This is a genomic window from Actinomadura verrucosospora (assembly GCF_039540335.1).
GTDB classification, from domain to species: Bacteria; Actinomycetota; Actinomycetes; order Streptosporangiales; family Streptosporangiaceae; genus Spirillospora; species Spirillospora verrucosospora.
Genome location: NZ_BAABEV010000001.1, coordinates 332584 through 352554, shown reverse-complemented (window position 1 = coordinate 352554; position 19971 = coordinate 332584). Strand labels below are relative to the sequence as shown.

Annotated in this window: 20 protein-coding genes; 13 read left to right on the top strand and 7 right to left on the bottom strand. The window is 73.8% G+C overall.

Features of this window, described 5'->3' with window-relative positions; translation table 11 throughout:
• The first annotated feature begins 2 nt into the window (after positions 1–2).
• From ABD944_RS01785 to ABD944_RS01735, 11 genes are read left to right on the top strand one after another with little or no spacing between them, the layout of a single operon-like run.
• On the top strand, positions 3–1613 hold the full coding sequence (locus ABD944_RS01785) for a sugar ABC transporter ATP-binding protein (protein ID WP_345171586.1): 1611 nt from the start codon (positions 3–5) through the stop codon (positions 1611–1613).
• Positions 1606–2550, top strand: coding sequence for an ABC transporter permease (locus tag ABD944_RS01780; protein WP_345171584.1), 945 nt, complete (start codon positions 1606–1608; stop codon positions 2548–2550). Before ABD944_RS01785 ends, ABD944_RS01780 begins: the two co-directional genes overlap by 8 nt.
• Positions 2550–3515: an ABC transporter permease gene (locus ABD944_RS01775; protein WP_345171582.1), complete on the top strand. Its 966-nt coding sequence runs from the start codon at positions 2550–2552 to the stop codon at positions 3513–3515. Before ABD944_RS01780 ends, ABD944_RS01775 begins: the two co-directional genes overlap by 1 nt.
• On the top strand, positions 3515–4654 hold the full coding sequence (locus ABD944_RS01770) for a M20 family metallopeptidase (RefSeq protein ID WP_345171580.1): 1140 nt from the start codon (positions 3515–3517) through the stop codon (positions 4652–4654). The genes ABD944_RS01775 and ABD944_RS01770 overlap by 1 nt, the downstream gene beginning before the upstream one ends.
• Positions 4651–5394 carry an MBL fold metallo-hydrolase gene (locus ABD944_RS01765; protein ID WP_345171578.1) on the top strand — a complete coding sequence of 248 codons (744 nt, stop codon included), beginning with the start codon at positions 4651–4653 and terminating at the stop codon, positions 5392–5394. Before ABD944_RS01770 ends, ABD944_RS01765 begins: the two co-directional genes overlap by 4 nt.
• The gene (locus tag ABD944_RS01760; RefSeq protein ID WP_345171576.1) at positions 5391–6233 is read left to right on the top strand and encodes an IclR family transcriptional regulator; all 843 of its coding nucleotides are present in this window, start codon (positions 5391–5393) and stop codon (positions 6231–6233) included. Before ABD944_RS01765 ends, ABD944_RS01760 begins: the two co-directional genes overlap by 4 nt.
• Entirely contained in the window at positions 6230–7444 is a 1215-nt protein-coding gene (locus ABD944_RS01755; protein WP_345171574.1) for an alanine racemase, read from the top strand. Before ABD944_RS01760 ends, ABD944_RS01755 begins: the two co-directional genes overlap by 4 nt.
• 26 nt (positions 7445–7470) lie before the next feature.
• Entirely contained in the window at positions 7471–8136 is a 666-nt protein-coding gene (locus tag ABD944_RS01750) for a bifunctional 4-hydroxy-2-oxoglutarate aldolase/2-dehydro-3-deoxy-phosphogluconate aldolase (protein ID WP_345171572.1), read from the top strand.
• On the top strand, positions 8133–9083 hold the full coding sequence (locus ABD944_RS01745) for a sugar kinase (protein WP_345171570.1): 951 nt from the start codon (positions 8133–8135) through the stop codon (positions 9081–9083). Before ABD944_RS01750 ends, ABD944_RS01745 begins: the two co-directional genes overlap by 4 nt.
• Before the next feature lie 10 nt (positions 9084–9093).
• Positions 9094–9477, top strand: coding sequence for a RidA family protein (locus ABD944_RS01740; RefSeq protein ID WP_345171568.1), 384 nt, complete (start codon positions 9094–9096; stop codon positions 9475–9477).
• Positions 9477–10628, top strand: a complete 1152-nt coding sequence (locus ABD944_RS01735; protein WP_345171566.1) for a hypothetical protein — start codon at positions 9477–9479, stop codon at positions 10626–10628. The genes ABD944_RS01740 and ABD944_RS01735 overlap by 1 nt, the downstream gene beginning before the upstream one ends.
• Positions 10629–10948: 320 nt before the next feature.
• Here ABD944_RS01735 and ABD944_RS01730 read toward each other — a convergent pair whose 3' ends face one another.
• The 6 genes from ABD944_RS01730 to ABD944_RS01705 form a co-directional block, all read right to left on the bottom strand.
• Entirely contained in the window at positions 10949–11380 is a 432-nt protein-coding gene (locus ABD944_RS01730) for a DUF6069 family protein (protein WP_345171564.1), read from the bottom strand.
• Positions 11381–11438: 58 nt separating this feature from the next.
• On the bottom strand, positions 11439–12371 hold the full coding sequence (locus tag ABD944_RS01725; RefSeq protein ID WP_345171562.1) for a sigma-70 family RNA polymerase sigma factor: 933 nt from the start codon (positions 12369–12371) through the stop codon (positions 11439–11441).
• Positions 12372–12384: 13 nt separating this feature from the next.
• Positions 12385–12768: an SgcJ/EcaC family oxidoreductase gene (locus ABD944_RS01720; protein ID WP_345171560.1), complete on the bottom strand. Its 384-nt coding sequence runs from the start codon at positions 12766–12768 to the stop codon at positions 12385–12387.
• A gap of 166 nt (positions 12769–12934) precedes the next feature.
• Positions 12935–14176, bottom strand: a complete 1242-nt coding sequence (locus tag ABD944_RS01715) for an amidohydrolase (RefSeq protein WP_345171558.1) — start codon at positions 14174–14176, stop codon at positions 12935–12937.
• A 224-nt stretch (positions 14177–14400) separates the two neighbouring features.
• Positions 14401–14760: an MmcQ/YjbR family DNA-binding protein gene (locus ABD944_RS01710; RefSeq protein ID WP_345171556.1), complete on the bottom strand. Its 360-nt coding sequence runs from the start codon at positions 14758–14760 to the stop codon at positions 14401–14403.
• Positions 14761–14809: 49 nt separating this feature from the next.
• Positions 14810–16909, bottom strand: coding sequence for a peptidoglycan recognition protein family protein (locus ABD944_RS01705; protein WP_345171554.1), 2100 nt, complete (start codon positions 16907–16909; stop codon positions 14810–14812).
• A 196-nt stretch (positions 16910–17105) separates the two neighbouring features.
• Between ABD944_RS01705 and ABD944_RS01700 the strand changes: the two genes are divergently transcribed.
• Entirely contained in the window at positions 17106–18107 is a 1002-nt protein-coding gene (locus tag ABD944_RS01700; RefSeq protein WP_345171552.1) for an ATP-dependent DNA ligase, read from the top strand.
• A gap of 36 nt (positions 18108–18143) precedes the next feature.
• On the opposite strand, the gene ABD944_RS01695 is transcribed toward ABD944_RS01700, so the two are convergent.
• Complete coding sequence (locus ABD944_RS01695; RefSeq protein ID WP_345171550.1) at positions 18144–18734, bottom strand: TetR/AcrR family transcriptional regulator; 591 nt, start codon at positions 18732–18734, stop codon at positions 18144–18146.
• A 195-nt stretch (positions 18735–18929) separates the two neighbouring features.
• On the opposite strand from ABD944_RS01695, the gene ABD944_RS01690 reads away from it, so the two are divergent.
• Positions 18930–19871, top strand: a complete 942-nt coding sequence (locus tag ABD944_RS01690) for a hypothetical protein (RefSeq protein ID WP_345171548.1) — start codon at positions 18930–18932, stop codon at positions 19869–19871.
• The last annotated feature ends 100 nt before the right edge of the window (positions 19872–19971 follow it).

The following is a 19971-nucleotide window of genomic DNA, read 5'->3' as shown; positions in this document are numbered from 1 at the left end:
CCATGACACTCCTGGCCGTCGAGCGGGTCTCCAAGTCCTTCGCGGGCAACCGCGTGCTGAACGAGGTGAGCTTCGACGTCCGCGCCGGTGAGGTCCTCGCCCTGGTGGGCGAGAACGGCGCGGGCAAGAGCACCGTGCTCTCGCTGGTCACCGGTCTGCTGTCGCCCGACTCCGGACGCGTGGTCTTCGACGGCGCGCCGGCCGGCGACTGGTCCCCGCACCGCGCGCGGGCCGCGGGGATCGGCTCGGTGCACCAGGAGCTCAGCCTCAACCCGCACCAGACCGTCGCCGAGAACGTGTTCCTCGGCCAGTGGCCGGCGCGGCGCGGGCTCGTCCTGCGCCGCGACCTGGCCCGGCGCGCCCGGCCGCTGCTGGAGCGGGTCGGCCTGCACGCCGACCCGCTGACCCGGGCGGGACGCCTCCCGCTCGGCCAGCAGCAGCTCGTCGAGCTGGCCAAGGCGCTCGCCTCGTCCCCGCGCCTGCTGATCCTGGACGAGGCGACCTCCGCCCTGGACGACGACCAGGTGGCCTGCGTGTTCAAGGTCGTGGACGAGCTGCGCGCCGCCGGCTCGTCGGTGATCATGGTCAGCCACCGGATGGGCGAGCTGTTCGCCGTCGCCGACCGGCTGACCGTGCTCAAGGACGGCGAGGTCATGGCCACCCGCGAGCGCGCCGAGACGGACCACGACGACATCGTGCACCTGATGATCGGCCGGGAGCTGTCCGACCTGTTCCCGCCGAAGGCCGGGGCGGGGACCGCCGCCCCGGCGGCCGGCGACGCCGCGGCCGTCCCCTCCGAGCGGGAGATCGCCGCGGAGAGGACCGCGGCCGAGGACTCCGCGGGGGACGCGACCCCGGTCCCCGCGGGCGGGCCGGTGCTGAGCGTGCGGGGGCTGACCGTCCCCGGCGCCTGCGCCGGCGTCGACCTCGACCTCGAACCCGGCCGGATCATCGGCCTCGGCGGCCTCCAGGGGCAGGGGCAGCGCGCGGTGCTGCGCGCCCTGTTCGGGCTCGTCCGGCACACCGGCCGGGTCGACCTGGACGGACGCCCCGCGCGCCTGGCGTCCCCGCGCGAGGCGATCCGCCGCCGCATCGCCTACGTCCCGGAGGACCGCAAGGTCGAGGGCCTGCACGTCGCGCAGACCGTCCGGGCGAACCTGTCCCTCACCAACCTGGGCGTCGTGACGCCCGGCCGCCGGCTCACCACCGTCGACCGCCGGGCCGAGGACCGGCTCGTCGCCGACCTCGTCGAACGGATGCGGATCAAGGTGACGGGCCCGGAGCAGGAGGCGCGCCGGCTGTCGGGCGGCAACCAGCAGAAGGTCGCGCTGGCCCGCTGGCTGCCCTCGGAGCCGCGGGTGCTGCTGCTGGCCGAGCCGACGCGCGGCATCGACGTCGGCACCAAGCGCGAGATCTACCACCTGCTCCGCCGGCTGGCCGACAGCGGCGTGGCGGTCCTCGTCACCTCGGGAGACACCATGGAACTCGTCGGCCTGTGCGACGAGGTCGCCGTCATGTACGAGGGCGCGGTCGTGGACCGGCTCTCCGGCGGCGACCTCACCGAGGAGCGGCTCGTCCGCGCCTCCGTCACCGGGGCGGTGGCGCATGCCTGACCGCCTCTCCGCCGCGCTGCGCGGCAACCTGGACGTGACGGGCCTCGGCGCGCTGCTGGTCGTGCTGCTGGCCGTCTACAGCCACTACGACTCGCAGGTGTTCACCCCCGCGTCGATCACGATCCTGTCGGCGCAGTTCCTGCCGCTGATCCTGGCGGCGATGGGGCAGAGCACCGTCATGCTGGCCGGCGGCATCGACCTGTCGCTCGGCGCGGTGCTGTCGCTGGCGATGGCGGTGTTCGCCGTCCGCGCCGAGGACGGCGTGCTCGTCGCCGCGGGCCTGGCCCTGGCCGCCGCCGCCGCGACCGGCGCCGCGAACGGCGTGCTCGTCGCCTACGCCGGGCTGCCGCCGATCATCGTGACGCTGGCGGCGTCGTTCCTGTGGGGCGGCGTCACGCTCGTGGTCCTCCCCCAGCCCGGCGGGAGCGTCCCGTCCGGCCTGGTCAAGGCGTACAACAACGGCTGGAACGGCCTCGCGCTGCCGTTCGTGGCGCTCGCCCTGGTGCTGCTGCTCTGGAAGCTCGTGCGGACGACCCGCTTCGGCCTGTCGCTGTACGCGGTCGGCGGCAACGAGCACGGCGCCTACGCCAGCGGCATCGGCACCCGCAAGGTGAAGATCTCGGCCTACGCGCTCGCGGGCGTCTTCGTCGGCCTCGCGGGCATCGGCCTCGCGATCCAGACCGGCTCCGGGGACGCCACGATCGGCGCCCCGTACACGCTCAACTCGATCGCCGCGTCGGTGCTCGCCGGGGTCAGCTTCTTCGGCGGCGTCGGGCAGATGCGCGCGACCGTGCTGGCCGCGCTGCTCATCGGCCTGCTGACCAACCTGCTGCTGTTCACCGGCCTCTCGCCGTTCTACCAGCTGATCATGCAGGGCGCGGTGCTGATCGTGGCGATCGCCGTCAAGACCTTCGCGACCAGAGAGAGGACGGACTGATGGCCGCGCTTTCGCGCACCGCGGGCGCCCGCGGGCCGGTGGCGGCGCTGCGGGACAACCGCGCCGCCTGGGCGTTCGGCGTGCTGCTCGTGACCTGGCTCGCCGCGATCCTGTTCGCCAAGGGGTTCGACAGCGTCTCCAGCGTCCGCTACCTGGTGCAGACGGCCGCGTTCCTCGGTATCGTCGCCGTCGGCCAGACCCTCGTGATCATGATGAGCGGCATCGACCTGTCGGTGTCGGGCGTCGTCGCGCTGTCGGCGGTGGTGTGCGCGCAGGTCGCGTCCGGCTCGGGCGGGCCCGCGGGCGTCGCCGTCGCGCTCGCCGCGAGCCTGCTGGTCGGGCTCGCCAACGCCGCCGGGGTGACCTGGCTGCGGGTGCCGCCGATGGTGATGACGCTGGCCACCGGAACGATCGTCGCCGGCGCGCTGCTGGTTTACACGAACGGGTCGCCGAAGTCGGCGAAGGTGCCGATGCTGGCGTCCCTCGCCAACGACCGCGTCGCGGGCGTCCCGCTCGCGTTCGTCCTGTGGCTCGGCATCACCGCCGTCGCCGCGTGGCTGCTGCACGCCTCCCGCGCCGGGCGGTGGGTCTTCGCGCTCGGCAACGGGGAGCGCGCGTCGCGCGCGTCCGGCGTGCCGCTCGCCCGCACCGCGTTCATCGCCTACGGCGCGTGCGCGCTGCTCGCGGGGGTGTCGGGGCTGGTGCTGCTCGGGTTCACCTCCACCAGCTCCCTCACCATGGGCAACCCGTACCAGCTCCTGTCGATCGCGTCGGTCGTGCTCGGCGGGACGTCCATCCTCGGGGGGCGCGGGCACGTCCTCGGCACGGTCGCGGGCGCGCTGCTGCTGACGCTGCTGACCGCGCTGCTGGCGGCGTGGAACGTCTCGGAGGGCGTCCGGCAGATCGTCCTCGGCCTGCTGATCATCGCGCTGCTGCTCGCCTACGCGCGGGAACGGCGGTCCTGATGACGCGCTCGGGGGAGCTGCTCAAGGCGATGGTCGGCATCGCCAGCGTCAACCCGCGCGCCGGGTCCGGACCCGGGTTCGGGGAGGCCGCGGTCGCCGGGTACGTGCGCGGTTGGCTCGAAGCGCGCGGCGTGAAGGCGGAGCTCCGGGAGGTGCTGCCGGGACGTCCCAACGTCGTCGCGACCGTCCCGGGACGCGATCCCCGCATGGTGCTGCTGGAGTCGCACCTCGACACCGTCGAGACCACCGGGATGACCGTCGACCCGTTCGCCGGGACGATCCGGGACGGCCGCCTCTACGGCCGCGGCGCCTGCGACGCCAAGGGCCCGCTCGCGGCGTTCATGCTGGCGGCGGCCGAGCTGGCGGCCGGCGACCCGCCGCCGTTCGGGGTCGTCCTCGCCGGGGTCGTGGACGAGGAGCACGCCTACCAGGGCGTCCTCGGCCTGATCTCCGACCTCGGGGACGCGCCGATCGCCGGCGCCGTCGTGGGCGAGCCGACCGGGCTCGTCCCCGCCACCGCGCACAAGGGCTGCGTCCGCTACACCGTCCGCGCGCTCGGGACGGCCGGGCACAGCTCCCGGCCGGACGAGGCCGTCAACGCGGTCGCCCTCATGACCCGCGTGATCGACCACATCGGCGCGGCGGCGCCGGACGTCCCGCCGCACCCGCTGCTCGGGACGGCGACCCGCTGCGTCACCCGGATCCGGGGCGGCGAGGGCCCGAACACCGTGCCGGGCCGCTGCGAGATCGACGTCGACCGCCGCACCCTGCCCGGCGAGGACCCCCTGGACGTGTGGCGCCGCGACCGCGCCGAGCTGGCCGCGCTCATCCCGGGCCGCGTCGAGGTCGACGAGCCGTTCACCGTCGACTACGCCCTCGACACGCCCGCCTCCAGCCCGGTCCCGGCCGCTCTCCGCCGCGCCCTGGAAGCGGCGGGACGTCCCGCGGCCGTCCAGGGCATGCCGTTCGGGACCGACGCCAGCAAGCTCGCCCGCGCCGGCATCCCCTCCGTCGTCTTCGGCCCCGGCTCCATCGCCGACGCCCACTCCGCCGACGAGTCGGTCGCGCTGGCGGACGTGGACCTCGCCGCCCGAATCGTCGCCGACACCGTCCGCTCGCTCGGCGGGGGCCGGTCATGAGGCTGACGCAGCACGTCGAACTCGTCGGCAGCGGCGCCGCGGGGTTCGACCTCACCGACCCGCTCGACTGCCACGTCTACCTCGTGCGGGGGTCGCAGGGCGCGGCGCTGGTCGACGCGGGCGCCGGGGTGTCCGCCGGGCTGTTCGCCCGGCGGATGCTCGCGGCGGCCGGGCCGACGGGGGAGCGGCACCTGCTGCTCACCCACGGGCACGCCGACCACGCGGGCGGGGCCGCGGGGCTGGCGCGCGGCGTGGAGGGGCTCGCCGTTCGCGCGGGGGCACCGGCGAGCGACTGGATCGCCTCGGGCGACGAGCGGAAGCTCAGCGTCGACCGCGGCAAGGCCGCCGGGGTCTACCCGGACGGCTACACGTTCCCGGCGTGCCCGCAGGTCCGGCCCATCGCGGACGGCGAGCGCGTCGACCTCGGCGGAGGCGTCGCCCTCCAGGCCGTCGCCACCCCCGGGCACGCCGACGGGCACACCTGCTACCTGCTCGACGCGCCCGAGGGCCGCGCGCTGTTCTCGGGGGACTGCGTCTTCACCGGCGGGCGGATCTCGCTGCAGAACCTGCACGACTCGCGCGTCCCCGACTACGCCGCCAGCCTGGAGCGGCTCGCCGGACTGGAGGTCGACATGCTGCTGCCGGGCCACCACGAGATCTCGCTCGCCCGCGCCGGGCGGCACCTGCGCGCCGCGCGGGACGTCCTGCGCCGGGGCCTGCTTCCGGGGAGCACCACATGACGACCGACCAGGCGAAACCGAGGAACCAGTCGTCGTCGCTGCGGCGCGCTCTCGCCGTCCTCGACCACGTCCGCGACCACGCCGACGCGCGCGGGGTGTCGCTGACCCGCATCGCCGACGACCTCGGCATCAGCAAGAGCACCGTGCTGCGGCTCGCGCAGCCGCTCATCGACGGCGACCTGCTCACCCGCGACCGCGAGACCGGCTGGTTCCGGCTCGGGCACGGCGCGCTGCGGCTCGGCCAGGCGTACCTGTCGACGCTCGACATGCGGTCGGTCGCCGCCGACCCGCTGCGCCGCCTCCAGCACCTCGTGGGGGAGACGTGCCACCTGGTCGTCTACGAGGCCCCCGACGTCGTCTACATCGACAAGGTGGAGAACGAGCACAATGTCCGGATGGCGTCCCGCGTCGGGCTGCGGATGCCCGCCTACCGGACGGCCGTCGGCAAGGCCATCCTCGCCTGGCTCGGCGAGGACGACTTCCAGACGGTCGTCGCGGCCGGGATGCCCGCGCGCACCGAACGGACGATCACCGACCCGGCGCGGCTGGCCGCCGAGCTGGAGCGGGTGCGGCTTTCCGGGTACGCCGTGGACGACCGGGAGAACGAGCCCGAGGTCCGCTGCGTCGCCGCGCCGATCTTCGACCACACCGACCGGGCCGTGGGGGCGCTCAGCGTGTCCGGGCTGACGTCCCGGATGACGCCGGCGCGGGTCCGGGAGGTCGGTCCGATGGTCGAGCGGGCGGGCCTGGAGATCTCCCGCGTGCTGGGCTCGTCCCGGCCGTCCCGCCGCCGCCCCGACAGAACGCGCCACGACCCGCACGAAGGGAACCAGCCGTGAGCCTCACCATTCCCGGCGAGCACGTCGACTGGCGGACCAAGGGCCTCTGGCTGCCCGGTCCGCCCGTCCCCCTGGAGGAGTTCGCCGCCGCGCGGCACCCGCTGTTCGGCGGCCCGTTCACCTGGCCGCTGATGGTGGCGCGGCGGTCGGCGCTGGACCACAACATCGCGGCGCTCGCCGCGTTCTGCCGTGAGCACGGGCTCGCGTTCGCGCCGCACGGCAAGACGTCCATGGCGCCGACGCTGTTCCAGGCCCAGCTGGACGCGGGCGCCTGGGGCATCACCGCCGCGACCGCCAACCAGGTGCTCGCCTACCGGACGTTCGGCGTCCCCCGCATCCTGCTGGCCAACGAGCTGCTCGACCCGACCGCGCTGCGCTGGCTCGGCGGCGAGGTCGACCGCGGCATGGAGTTCCTGCTGTACGCCGACTCCGCCGAGGGCGTCGCGGCGATCTCCGCGGCGGCCGGTGAGCGCCCGTTCCGGGTGCTCGTCGAGCTCGGGCACCCGAGCGGCCGCACGGGCTGCCGCACCGTGGAGGAGCTGGCCGCCGTCGCCCGCGCCGTCGCCGGCGCCCCCGGCACCGAACTCGCCGGCGTCGCCGGGTACGAGGGCGGGCTGCCGGACGTCGCGGCGGCCGGCGCCTACCTCGGCGCGCTGCGCGACGCGACGGTCGAGCTGTCCCCGCTGCTCCCCCGCGACGTCGTCGTCACCGCGGGCGGCAGCGCCTACTTCGACCAGGTCGCCGAGAGGCTCGCGGGCGACTGGCTGCCCGGTCACGACCTCACCGTGGTGCTGCGCAGCGGCGCCTACGTCTCCCACGACGACGGCATCTACACCGAGCGGACGCCGTTCACCCGCGTCCCCGGCTCACTGGACGCCGCGCTGGAGATCTGGGCGCAGGTCACGTCCGTCCCGGAGCCCGGTCTCGCGATCGCCGGGATGGGCAAGCGGGAGGCGCCCTACGACGCGGGCCTGCCCGTCCCGCTGCGGATCCGCAGGCCGGACGGGACGATCGCCCCGGCGGACGGCATGCGCGTCACCGACACCAACGACCACCACGCCTACGTCGCGACGGGGGACGCCTCCGTGCGCCCGGGCGACCTGATCTGCTTCGGCATCTCCCACCCGTGCACGGCCTTCGACAAATGGCAGGTCATCCCCGTCGTGGACGACGACCACACGGTGGTCGACCTGATCCGCACGTACTTCTGAACCGGTACCTCCGAGAAGGGAACCCCATGATCCCCCGCCTCGCGCCGGGACCCGCGCTGACCGCCACCGGCGTGGTCGCGGTCGTGCGCGGCCGCCGCGCCGACCGCGTCGCCGACGTCCTGGACGCGCTGGTCGCCGCAGGCGTCCGCTGCCTGGAGGTCACCCTCAACACCCCGGGCGCGCTGGACGGCCTGCGCGCGGCCCGCGACCGGCTGCCCGCGGGCGTCGAGGTCGGCGCCGGAACGGTCCGCACCCGCGCGGAGGCGGAGGCCGCGGCGGACGCCGGCGCGTCCTTCCTCGTCGCGCCGGACACCCGCGCGGAGGTCGCCGAGGCTGCCCGCGACCGGGGCCTGCGCTACTACCCGGGCGCCCTCACCCCGAACGAGGTCGCCCGCGCCTGGGACCTCGGCGCCACCGCCGTGAAGATCTTCCCGGCGAACGCGTTCGGGCCGCGCTACCTGCGCGACCTCGCCGAGCCGTTCCGCGACGTGCGGCTGCTGCCGACGGGCGGCATCGGCCCGGACACCGCCGCCGGCTACATCGCGGCCGGGGCGGTCGCGGTCGGCGCCGGGGGCTCCCTCATCGGCGACGCCCTCGACGGCGGCTCCCTCACCGCCCTGGCCGACCGGGCGCGGGCGCTGCTCGCCGCGGCGGCCCCGGGGCGGCGCGCCCCGGAGGAGGCCCCCCGATGAGCCCCGACCTCGTCACGTTCGGCGAGACCATGGCGCGGCTGGAGAACCCCGCCGTCGGGCCGATGCGGCACGCCCGCTCGCTCGACCTCGGCATCGGCGGCGCCGAGTCGAACACGGCGATCGGGCTGGCGCGGCTCGGCGGCAGCGCGGCCTGGTTCGGCCGCGTCGGCGACGACGAGTTCGGCCGGCTGATCACCACGGCGCTGGCCGGGGAGGGCGTCCGGCTCGACCACACGGTGGTGGACGGGACCGCGCCCACCGCGCTGCTGTTCAAGGAGCGCCGCTCGGGCACGCTCACCCGCGTCCAGTACTACCGGACGGGCAGCGCGGGCTCCCGGCTCCGCCCGTCCGACGTCCCGCACGACCTGATCCGGGCCGCGCGCGTCCTGCACGTCACCGGCATCACCGCCGCCATCAGCGACACCGCCCGCCAGGCCCTGGACGACGCCGTCGAGACCGCGCGGAACGCCGGCGTCCCCGTCTCCCTCGACCTCAACTACCGGTCGGCGCTGTGGACGCCCGCCGAGGCGGGGGAACGCCTGCACCCCCTGGTCAAGCGCGCCGACCTGGTGTTCGCGACCGAGCAGGAGGCCCGCCTCGTCGTGTCCGGCGACGACCCGGCCGCGCTCGCCACCGCCCTGGCGGCGCTCGGCCCCCGCGACGTCCTCGTCAAGCGGGGCGCGGCCGGGGCGGTCGCGTTCTGCGAGGGGCGGCTGCACGTCCAGCCCGCCCACCGGGTCCCGGTCGTGGACCCGGTCGGCGCCGGGGACGCGTTCGCCGCCGGGTACCTCGCCGAGTTCGTCCGCGGCCTGCCCGTCGCCGCTCGCCTGGCCACCGCCACGGCCGCGGGCGCCTACGCCGTCACCGTCCGCGGCGACTGGGAGGGCCTCCCCAGCCGGGCCGATTTGGAACTCTTGAAGACCGCGGAAAACGACGTCACCCGATAAGGAGACAGATATGAGCAAGCGCGAGATTCGCAGCGGGGACTCCGCCCCGCCCGTCGGCACCTACTCGCAGGGGCTCGTGGTCGGCGACTTCGTGTATACGTCCGGGATAGGGCCGCTCGACCCGAAGACCGGCGAGATCGTCGGCACGGACGTCGCCACGCAGACCCGGCAGACCCTCGCCAACCTGGCCGCGATCCTGGCCGAGCACGGCCTCGGCCTGGACGACGTGGTGAAGTCGACCGTCCACCTCCAGGACCTCCACCGCGACTTCGCCGCCTACGACGAGGTCTACCGGGAGCACTTCACCAAGCCGTACCCGGTGCGCACCACCGTGGGATCGCAGCTGATGAACATCCTCGTCGAGATCGACTTCGTGGCCTACAAGAAGAGCTGATGGACTCGTCCCTCTTCGCCATGGTGGAGGATCTGCGCGGCGCCGGCGCCGCGCAGATCCTCTCCCACGGGGTCTCGGCCATCACGATCGGCGCCGCCTACCACCGCGCCCGTGACGTGACACCGCATGGCACGACGCGCGTCACGTTCCGCCACGACGGGGTCCATTTTCCCCTGGGTGATGTCTTCGACGGGCTCCGGCTGGTGCCGCCGGTGCAGAAGGGCGCCGACCAGGAGCCCATAAGGGCGCTCAGAGAAGAGACCCGCGCGCGTGGGATAGCGCTGCACGGCTGGGGTGTCTTCCTGCACAACACCACGCTGGGCCTGGCCTTCCCGGACGTCACCCAAGAGAACTGCTTCGGCGACCGTGCAGCGCCGGCCGACCTATGCCCGTCTCACCCGGACGTCCGCGCATATGCCATCGCTATGGGCCGCGCCATCGCCCGTCAAGGCGTGGACTCCGTGGTCGCGGAATCCCTCCACTTCGGGACGTTCGGCCACGGCTACCACCACGAACGCTCTTTCGTGGACCTCGGGCCTGCCGCCGAGTTCGCCTTGGGCCTGTGCTTCTGCCCGCACTGCCTGGCCCTTCTCCCGGACGCCGAAAAGGCCCGCGAAGCCGCGGCCCGCTTGGTCGGGGAGGTGCTGGACGGCGGCCCGCCCGCCGTCGAACTCCCCGACGTCCTCACCGAGTACGCCCGTGCCCGCTCGCCGATCGTGACGTCGCTGGCGGCGGAGGTCGCCGCGGCCGTCGCCGCCGAGGGCTCCCGGCTGACGTTCCTCGACCTCACCGGCGCCGTCCTGGGCTACGCGGACGGACGTCCCTCCGGCGCCCCGGCGGCCGCGTCCGCCTGGCGGATCGGCGTCGACCCCGCGGCGCTCGGCTCGGCCGTCCCGTCCTACGCCGTCCTCTGCTACGCCCACGACACCGCCCGCGTGGCCGAGGACGTGGCCGCCTACCGGGCCGCCCTGGGGCCGGACACCACGCTCCGCGCCGTCCTGCGCCCCGGCCATCCCGACACGACCTCGGCCGACCACCTGTCCGCCAAGGCCGCCGCCGCCCGCGCCTCCGGCGCCGGCACGGTCGACTACTACGCCTACGGCCTGTCCCCGCTGCCCGTCCTCGACCGCATCCGGTCCGCCGGGGCATGATGGGCGCATGAACGCGTGGATCACCGTCGCCGTCTACGAGAACGTCAAGGGCTGCCCGCCGCCCGCCGCCGCGCTCCGGCGTTGACTGCGTGACCGCGGCATCGACTGGATGCCGTTCCGGGCCGACGACGTCACGATAGGGCTCGCCTGCGGGCGCGACGACGACGGGCGCCCGCGCGGCTGGTACAGCGTCCAGGTGCGGGCCGAGGCCCTCCGGCCCCTCGGCCTGCACCCCGACCAGCCCGCGTCCCGGCCCGCCGGTCCCTCCCCTCCGGCCTGGTGGCACGCCGCCGCGGAGCGCGCGGCGCACTCGGGGTGGCTCAGTCCCGGGAGGCCGGGAGACGGCGGGCGAACATCGGGATGATGATCGCCGCGGCCAGGACGTGCGCGGCGCACAGCATCACCTTCGTCGAGGTCGCCGTGGCGCCCGCGGCGACGGGCGTCGTGAACGACAGGACCGTCAGCGCCACGGCGGCCCAGACGAACGTCCGGGACGGCCTCCGGGCGAACCGCGCGAGGAGCATCGCGAGGAGCGTCCCCCAGAACGTGCTGATGACCGTCCCCATCGCGAACATCCCGACCATGATCGGATCGGCGGCGTCGGCGCCGACGCCGCCGGCCTCCATCGGGACGCCGGCCGCGCGGGTGGCCAGGCCGAACAGCTCGGTGGCGACCGACCCCGCCAGCGCCGCGGCGGCCCCGGTCAGCCAGATCGGGCGGGCGCTGCTGGTGAGCGTCTGAGCGATGTCCATGAGGTGCTCCTTTCAGGGCTTCTGAAAGGAGGTCGAACCCGCGCCGCCGAAATCGACATCATCCGCCGAACATCTCCGGCAGATCGAACGCGGCGAACACCCGCGCGTCCTGGAAGACGACGTTGCGCGCCACACCCCCCGGCGTCACGGTGAAGACCTGCAGGGTGTGCAGCCGGTACGCGCCCTCCGACCGCTGGTACGCGACAAGGGCCGGCTGCCCGTTGGCGGACGTCCGCGCCATCCGCCAGTCGGTGCCGGCCGTCGCGAACACCCGCGCCATGAACCGCCCGTAGTCGCGCCGCCCCCGGTACCAGAGCGGCACGGGCGGCATCTCCATGACGGCGTCGTCGGTCAGCAGCGCCACCAGCCCGTCGACGTCGGCCGCCTCGAACGACCTCACGTACCGGTCGAGGACGGCGCCGACCTCCGCGTCGTCCGGCTCGGTGACCTCCTCCTCCGCGACGCCCGCCACCCCCGCCCGGGCGCGCTGCAGGGCGCTGTTCACCGCGGCCGGGGACGTCTCCAGCAGCTCCGCCGCCTCGGCCGCGCCGAACTCCAGGACGTCCCGCAGGATCAGCACGGCGCGCTGCCTCGGCGGCAGTGCCTGCATCGCCGCCACCAGCGCCAGCCGCAGGCTGCCGCGTCGCACGACGCGCGATGCCGGGTCGTCGAGCAGCGCGTCCGGGAACGGCTGCAACCACGGCACCTCGAACGCCGGGCTCAGCGGCGCGTCCGGGTCCTCGCTCGGCGCCCCGAGCCCGGACGGGAGCGGGCGCCGGGCCCGCCCCCGCAGCGCCGTCAGGCACACGTTCGTCGCGATCTTGTAGAGCCAGGTGCGGACGGACGCCAGGCGCGGCTCGTAGCGGTCCCGGGACCGCCACGCGCGCAGCATCGTCTCCTGGACGAGGTCCTCCGCCTCGTGCACCGAGCCGACCATCCGGTAGCAGTGCACCAGCAGCTCGCGCCGGTAGGAGTCGAGATCCTCGTCCATGGTGGTCTCCCTGTCAGCGTGCGGGCGCGTTGGCGTAGGCGGCGACGAGCCAGCGTCCGTCCCGGCGCGACAGCACCCACGTGGCGAGCCGCTCGCGCTCGGGCGGGAACTCCTGCTCCCCGGCCATGATGATGCCCGCCCTGCTGACGACGATCGCGGTGTCGCCGTACACGCGGACGTCCCGCGGCTCGTCCACTCCCCGGGAGCCCTTGAGCGGCCCCTCGAAGGCGGCGGCCATGAAGCCGCGCACGGCCTCGCGGCCCCGGTTGAACACGCCGGGCATCACCACGGTCGCGTCCTCGACGTAGAGGTCGGCGAACGCGTCGGCGTCGCCGTCGCCCCACGCCTGGTACAGCCGCTCGAACACCTCGTGGACGGCCTTCTCGTCGCTGTTCATCGCATGATCCCCTTCTCGACTTCGATCGGTCGAGGTGTGTACCGCGGGGAGTTCGTCGATTCATCGTTCCTCCGGAAGAAATTTCGGAGAAGAGCAGCGGGGGCCCGGCGTGAGCCGGGCCCCCTGGCCGTGACCGACGCGTGGTCGATCACGGCCGGCCGGTGCGTCAGGCCTCAGACCGCGCGTGGTCCAGAGCCGTCAGCGCCATGTGCACCTCCAGGTCGACGCCGCGCGCGATGCAGCTCTCGTCGACGTCGAAACCTCCCTGGTGCAGGTCGTACTTCGGCGTGCCGGGCTTGCGCACGCCGTAACGCCCGAGGGCGCCGTCGACCAGTTCGAGGTAGAGGGAGAAGTCCTCCCCACCCATGCTCTGCCCCGTGGGGCCGATCTTGTCCTCGCCGAGCGCGAGACCACCGGCGTGCCGGAAGATCTCCACGCTCGTCGCCTCGTTCACCGTGGGCGGCAGGCCGAGCGTGGTGATCAGCTCCGCCTCGACCCTGTGCAGCTCGGCCACCAGGCCGACCAGCGCCGGCAGCGCGTCGAGCGCCGACCGCCGGTGCTGCGGGTCCAGGCAGCGCAGCGTCCCTTCGAGCTCTCCCACGATGGGGATCGAGTTCGCCGCCAGGCCCGACTGGAGGCGACCCCATTCCAGCTCGTGGCCGGAACGCGCGTCGAACCTCTGGTCGAGCACCGCCGACAGCTCGCCCACCATGGCCGCCAGGGCCCGGATGGGGCTGCCGGTCAGGTGCGGCCGTGCGGTGTGGCCGCCCGCCCCGGTGGCCCGGATGAGGATCTTGTCGTAGGACGCCGTGATCGCTCCGGTCCGCAGACCGAGGAAGCCGACCTCCTGCGCCGGGTCGCAGTGCAGCGCGAAGATGCGCCGCACCCCGTCCAGCGCGCCGGCCGCGATCACGTTCCGCGCGCCGCCGGGGAGTTCCTCGGCGGGCTGGAAGATGAGCCTGACCGTGCCGCGGAGCAGGCCGGCCTCGGCCAGCATCGCCAGGAAGCGCCCCGCGCCCAGCAACATGACGGTGTGCACGTCGTGGCCGCAGTTGTGCGCCGCGTCCTCCACCGTCGAGCGGTAGGAGACGAGCTTGGTGTCCTTCTGGGGCAGCGCGTCGATGTCCGCGCGCAGCGCGATGATCGGTCCGTCGCCCCCGCGGATGTCGCAGATGACGCCGGTGCCGTTGGGCAGGACCCACGGCCGGAGGCCGATCGCCGACAGGAAGTCGACGATGATCTGGGTCGTGCGGAATTCCTTGAACGCGACCTCCGGGTGCGCGTGGAGGTCACGGCGGATGCCGATCAGCTCCTGCTCGCAGCGGGGGAGGTACTCGTCGAGCCCGCGCCTGATGCTGCGGGGGTCGAAACCGGACGCGTCCGCGCCCGGGGTCCAGATCCTGGACATGGCTTTTCCTTTTCTGTTTCGTTTGTTCGCGGCGTCTGATGATCGCCACGGGAATACCGTACACGGAATACGGGATTGCGCAACATATGCCGGCCTCGGCAAGGGGGGATCTTTGAGGACCGACTAAATGGGAGAAAAGGGAAGACCATCTAGAGTCGGGCCTTATTCGTGCAAAAGGCCCCGGGCAGGTAAAGGCCGATTCCGTCCGTGATCGGCTGAGACGCTCAGAGCCGGGAACGCTGGGCGCGGGTGAGCTTCGCGACCACGAGGTCGTAGGAGTGGTCGACCAGCTCCCACACGTCCTCGTCGGGCACCGAGCCGTCGAGGACGACGGTGTTCCAGTGCCGCTTGTTGAGGTGGTAGCCGGGCGTGACCGCGGCGTGCCGGGCGCGGAGCTCCTCCGCGAGACCCGGATCGCACTTCAGGCTGACGGTGGGCGGCGACGCGCCCAGCGGAACCAGCGCGAACATCCGTCCGGCGACCTTGAAGACGGCCACCTCGTCGCCGAACGGATAGTCCTCCAGCGCGCCCGGCTTGGCCAGGCACTCCGCGATCACGCGATCACGCCACGACTCCTCAGTCACTCCACACACCCTAGGTCGGCCCCGGCCCGCCGGGGCCGACCCGCGGGCGTCAGCGGAGGTAGGCGAGGCCGTCGATGCCGACCATGGGACGGCCCGAGGTGCCCGCCACGACGATCTTGATGGTGTGCGTGCCGCTGGTGCTCCAGGCGCGCGTCCACATCAGCTGGCGGTAGGCCGTGGTCGACGCCCGGGTGTCCAGCGTGCCGATCTTGACGCCGTCCACGTAGACGTACACGGCGCCGAGGTTGGAGGCGCGCTTGAAGATCAGGCCCGCGGTGCGCCCGGTGAACGTCCAGCTCGCGCTCGCGCCCCGGTACTTGCTGTACATGCCGCGCCCGCCCAGGTAGGAACTGGTCGTGCTGACGCCCCAGGTGCCGGTGCGGCGCGCGGCGCCCTCGGTCTGGCCGCCGGTGTAGCGGCTCAGGCTGGAGGTTCCGGTGTTGCCCGCGGCGTCGGTGCCGGCCAGCGTCCAGGTCTGGGTCGTGCCCGGCTTGGACACCGCGGCCCACTGCGTCGTCGTGGTGGAGAACGTCTTGGCCGCGGGCGAGGTGGCCTTCAGCGAGCTGAGGAAGCCGTTGTCGGCGGCCTTCCAGGTGAGCGAGACGGGCCACGCGCCGCTGTTGACCGTCGCCTTGCGCAGGGAGAGCGCCTGGGACGAGATGACGGGAGGCGTCGTGTCCGCGACGATCGTGAAGACGGGGGACGCCGAGGTCGTCCCGTCGGCGAAGGCGGCGTTCAGCTGGACCGAGTGCGTCCCGGGCGCGAGGGTCACCGTGGCGGACGTGGCCCCGGCGGCCGGTGTCGCGGCCGTCGCGCCGTCCACGCTGACGGTGTAGGTCGCGCCCTCGGCCGGCGTCCAGTTCAGCGTGGCCGTGCTCTTGGTGTAGTAGCGGCCCCCCGCGGCTGTGGCGCCGCTCACGGTGGCGCTCAGGGCCGGGACGGTGATCTGCTTGGCGGCCGTCCGGACGGCCGGAAGCGCGGAGTAGAGCTGCGCGCCAGGGCACGCGGTCGCGAACCCGTCGCGGTGACCGGAGATCGTGTTGAACTCGACCTGCTGCCCGTAGGGGTACTTCCCGCCCGTCCCGTTGGGGGCGGCCGACGTCAGCGTCGTCTTCGCCGTCGGGTCGACCCCGGTCAGCCCGAGCTTCCACGCGGCGATCTTCGCGACGCCGTCCAGGGCGGCCTTGGTGGGGGCGACGCCCGGGACGTCCGGGTCGTTCGCCGCCGTGTAGGTGCCGAGGACGGCGATCCCGGTGGTGTCGGTGTTGAACCCGTAGGTGTGGGCGCCGTGGACGGGGCGGTCGACGCCCCCGGCCCGCCCCTCGAAGACCGTGCCGCACTTGTCGACGAGGAAGTTGTAGCCGATGTCGTTCCAGCCCTGGCTCTGCACGTGGTAGAGGAACACCGACTTGATCACCGACGGCGACTGGGTGCAGGAGTACTCGTTGCCCGTGTCGGTGTGGTGGACGAACGCGGCCTTGACCGAAGCGTCGTACTCCGGCGGCTCCTTGACGAGGGACTCGTCCGCGCCCCACCCGGCCCGCGCCACGATCGCCGGCTTCGGAGCGGTGACGGGCCCGGCGAGGGGCGTGGTCGCCGCCACCAGCCTCATCCCGGTGCCGCCGTCCGGCCCCGCCGCCCGCGGCGTCGCCGTCGCGGCGGAGGCGCCCGGGTCGATCAGGTCGACGCGCAGGCCCTCCGGCAGCGTGCGGCCCTTCTGCCCGGTCACGCGCACGTCGACACCGTTGGACGGGCCGACCCACAGCCCGTTCGTCCCTCCGCGTCCGCCCCGGTCAGGGGCATCGGCCAGCTCGGGCTCCAGGGCGCGCCACCCCGACCAGCGGCCGGTCTTCGCGTCCCGCGTGCGGATCCGCACGGTTCCCCTGAGCTCCTCGCGCGGCTTGTTCCAGGTGACGCCGACGAGGCTGAACGGCTCGGTCTCCGTGGCGGCCAGCCCCTTGGCCTCCTGGCCCGCGGCGGCCGCGGCGGCGATGTCGCCGAGGGCGCGGGCGTGGACCCGTCCGGGCCCCGGCCGGGTCGCGGACGCCGTGGTCGCCGTCGAGGTCGACGTCGACGAGACCGTCCAGACCACCGTTCCCGCCACCGCCACGGCGGCGAGCGACGTCCCTATCACTGTGCGCTTGAGCATGCTTCCCCGTTCACATTCCGACCCAGGTGATCATTCAGCGCCGGGGTCGTTCAGAACGTTACATCTCGTCCGACTCGGTTCGACCGGTGCCCTCGACAGGGCCTGCGCGAGGCAATGACCTGTCCAAAGCCGGGCCGGAGGGCGCTCGCCGCGCCACCGGCGGGTACCTCGGACACGAGCGCGATCGGGGGTGGGCGTGCGCATCCAGGGACCCGTCGCCCCCATGGCCGCGACCGCGATCGACCGCATCCCCCAGGAAAGGGCCTGCTCAGGCGGCTGTCGCTACGAGCCCAAGTTCGACGGGTTCCGCTGCGTCGCCCGGGTGGGCGAGGACGGCGAGGTCCAGCTCTGGTCACGCCGTCTCAAGCGGCTGGACGCGGCCTTCCCCGAGATCGTCTCCGCCGTCTCCGGAACCCTCCCGCCCGGCACGGTGGTGGACGGGGAGATCGTCCGCTGGGGAGGCGACGGCCGCCTGGACTTCGCCGCCCTCCAGCGCCGCCACGTCACCCGCCGCACCGGCTCCCCGATCACCGAGCCGTGCCACTACGTCGTCTTCGACGTCCTGGAGGCCGGCGGAACGGACCACCGCCCCGCCCCCCTCTCCGCCCGCCGCGCCGAGCTGGAGCGCCTCCTGCGCGGCCTCCCCGGCACCTCCCGCATCGTTCTCTGCCCGCAGCTCCGCGACGTGGGCGAGGCCCGCCTGTGGTTCGAGATCCTCGTCGCGCAGGGCATCGAGGGCCTGGTCGTGAAGGCCGCGGGCGACCCCTACAAGGAGGGCAGGCGCGGCTGGTGGAAGGTCAAGCACCGCACGACGACCGAGGCGCTCATCGGCGGAGTGACCGGCACCCTCGAACAACCGCAGACCCTGCTCCTGGGCAGATACACGACGGCCGGGGTGCTCCGCGTGGTCGCCCGCACCACACCTCTCACTCCCCGAGCGCGCACCGCACTGGCCGGCGCCCTCTCGGAGGCCGGCCCCGGCCACCCCTGGCCGGAGCCCCTGCCCGCGGGCTGGGCCGGCGGCCTCCCCTCCACCAGAGACCCGATCCACTACACCCGGGTGGCCCCGGACGCCGTCGTGGAGATCAGCGTGGACGCCGCTGTGGAACACGGCCGCTGGCGCCACGCCGTCCGCTTCCTCCGCCTGAGACAGGACCTGACCCCCGGCGACGTCCCCCAGGACCTGAACCTGGAGTGATCCGGGAAACGCTCGGTAACGGGGCCGCGGGCCCGGTCAGGCGGCACCGGCGGGACGGCCGAGCCCGGCGAGGTGGACGGCGATGACCTCGCGCATCCGCGCCGGGGTGGTCAGGTGGGGATGGGTGGCGGCGTGGACGGCCAGGCCGTCGACGAGGGCGTGCAGCCGGTCGGTCTCGTACTCCACGGCGGGTTCGGGGACGTCCAGGGAGCGCACGAGGGAGCGGCAGCCCTCGCGCAGGAGGCCGTACCCCTCGCTCTGCAGGGCCCGCAGCGTCGGATCGACCATCGCGCGGGCGGTGAAGGCCAGCCATACCCGGTTCTCGACGGCCCGCTCCTCGTCCATCGGCAGCAGCTCGGCCAGCACCAGCTCGGCGCGGCGCCGCTGATCGGGTTCGGGGGGCAGCGCCGCCATGCGTCGCTGGATCCGCTCGATGATCGCGCGCAGGGTGAACGCCAGCAGCTCGGACTGCGTCGCGAAGTAGTGCCGCAGCGACCCCATCGACAGACCGGCCTCGCTCGCCACGTTGCGGACCGAGGCCCGTTCCAGTCCGTCGCGCAGGACCACCCGCAACACCGCCGCCGCCACGTCCAGGCGCCGTTGCTCACCGTCCACCACTCTAGGCATCGCCCATTACTAGCACAGTCGTGCTACTATCCGCAGGAAGTAGCACAGTTGTGCTAGTACACGTCGAACGGAGATCGCCCGATGTGCCTGAGGTCCCCTTCGCGCCGCCCGTCCGGCACCGGTCCGTCGACAGGCGGCGGCACGGCCTCATCGCTGCTCCGTAACCGCGCCGTATGGCTGACCGCCCTGGGATGGGTGTCGGCGAACGCGCTGACGCTGGTCCTGGCCGGTCGCAGGCTCCCGCTCGACCTCCACGACGCCGGGGAGCGCACCACGTCCGCCTATCTGGTGGACCTCAACGTGCGGCTCGCCGAGGTCGTCCTCCTCATGGCCCTGGTCTTCCTCCTCACCCGGCGCCGGACCAGGCCCGACCTTGCGGCCCGCGCCCCCGAGCGCGCCACCGCGCTCCGCGAGACCCTGCTGCTCCTCGCCTACGGCGCGGGCGGGCTCGCCCTCGGGTTCGCGGTGGGGCGGGCGTTCGGCTGGCACCCGTTCGGCCTGCACCTGGCCGGCTCGATGAACGAGACGAACGACCACGTCACGCGGGCCGAGGCGATCGTCTGGGCGGGGTACAACCTGGTGGTGTTCGCGATCGCGCCGCTGGTGTACTTCCGGCGCCGCTACTCCGCCCGGGCGCTCAACCTGGTCTCCGCCGACCGGCGCGGCGACCTCCGCCTGATCGTCGTCGTGCTGCTGGTCGAGGCGGCCGTGCAGACCGCCGCGCTGCGACCGGAGATCTTCGACCTCGGCGCCAGGCAGCTCCTGCTCGGCGCGCCGCTCACCTTCGTCCTCTACATGGCCGGGACGGTCCTGCCGACGATGGTCTTCGTCCACGCGATCCTGATCCCGCGCTTCGCCAGGCTGACCGGCTCGACCGCGACCACCGTGATCTTCGGCGGAGTGGTCTACGCGGCCCTGCACGTGTCCGACTCCTGGGCGGAGTACGGCTCCCCCCGGGCGGCCGCCGTCTCGATCGCCTTCCTGCTGCTCACCTACTTCGGCCCCGGCATGGTGAAGGCCTGGCTGACCGTGCGCACCGGCAACGCGTGGGTGCACGTCTGGGCCTACCACGCCCTGGCGCCCCACACCCTGGTCGACACACCCCACGTCGCGCACACCTTCGGCATCCACCGGTGATCCAGGCGGGAGGCTCCGATCCCGCGGCGGCACCTCGCGGAACCGCTCGACCGCCGGACGCTCGACCACCGGACGCTCGACCACCGGACGCTCGACCGCC

What these genes read in the sequence shown, in the direction of transcription:
- ABD944_RS01785 (WP_345171586.1), top strand. Translation starts at nt 3, where the DNA reads ATGACACTCCTGGCCGTCGAGCGGGTCTCCAAGTCCTTCGCGGGCAAC.
- ABD944_RS01780 (WP_345171584.1), top strand. Translation starts at nt 1,606, where the DNA reads ATGCCTGACCGCCTCTCCGCCGCGCTGCGCGGCAACCTGGACGTGACG.
- ABD944_RS01775 (WP_345171582.1), top strand. Translation starts at nt 2,550, where the DNA reads ATGGCCGCGCTTTCGCGCACCGCGGGCGCCCGCGGGCCGGTGGCGGCG.
- ABD944_RS01770 (WP_345171580.1), top strand. Translation starts at nt 3,515, where the DNA reads ATGACGCGCTCGGGGGAGCTGCTCAAGGCGATGGTCGGCATCGCCAGC.
- ABD944_RS01765 (WP_345171578.1), top strand. Translation starts at nt 4,651, where the DNA reads ATGAGGCTGACGCAGCACGTCGAACTCGTCGGCAGCGGCGCCGCGGGG.
- ABD944_RS01760 (WP_345171576.1), top strand. Translation starts at nt 5,391, where the DNA reads ATGACGACCGACCAGGCGAAACCGAGGAACCAGTCGTCGTCGCTGCGG.
- ABD944_RS01750 (WP_345171572.1), top strand. Translation starts at nt 7,471, where the DNA reads ATGATCCCCCGCCTCGCGCCGGGACCCGCGCTGACCGCCACCGGCGTG.
- ABD944_RS01745 (WP_345171570.1), top strand. Translation starts at nt 8,133, where the DNA reads ATGAGCCCCGACCTCGTCACGTTCGGCGAGACCATGGCGCGGCTGGAG.
- ABD944_RS01740 (WP_345171568.1), top strand. Translation starts at nt 9,094, where the DNA reads ATGAGCAAGCGCGAGATTCGCAGCGGGGACTCCGCCCCGCCCGTCGGC.
- ABD944_RS01735 (WP_345171566.1), top strand. Translation starts at nt 9,477, where the DNA reads ATGGACTCGTCCCTCTTCGCCATGGTGGAGGATCTGCGCGGCGCCGGC.
- ABD944_RS01730 (WP_345171564.1), bottom strand. Translation starts at nt 11,380, where the DNA reads ATGGACATCGCTCAGACGCTCACCAGCAGCGCCCGCCCGATCTGGCTG.
- ABD944_RS01725 (WP_345171562.1), bottom strand. Translation starts at nt 12,371, where the DNA reads ATGGACGAGGATCTCGACTCCTACCGGCGCGAGCTGCTGGTGCACTGC.
- ABD944_RS01720 (WP_345171560.1), bottom strand. Translation starts at nt 12,768, where the DNA reads ATGAACAGCGACGAGAAGGCCGTCCACGAGGTGTTCGAGCGGCTGTAC.
- ABD944_RS01715 (WP_345171558.1), bottom strand. Translation starts at nt 14,176, where the DNA reads ATGTCCAGGATCTGGACCCCGGGCGCGGACGCGTCCGGTTTCGACCCC.
- ABD944_RS01705 (WP_345171554.1), bottom strand. Translation starts at nt 16,909, where the DNA reads ATGCTCAAGCGCACAGTGATAGGGACGTCGCTCGCCGCCGTGGCGGTG.
- ABD944_RS01695 (WP_345171550.1), bottom strand. Translation starts at nt 18,734, where the DNA reads ATGCCTAGAGTGGTGGACGGTGAGCAACGGCGCCTGGACGTGGCGGCG.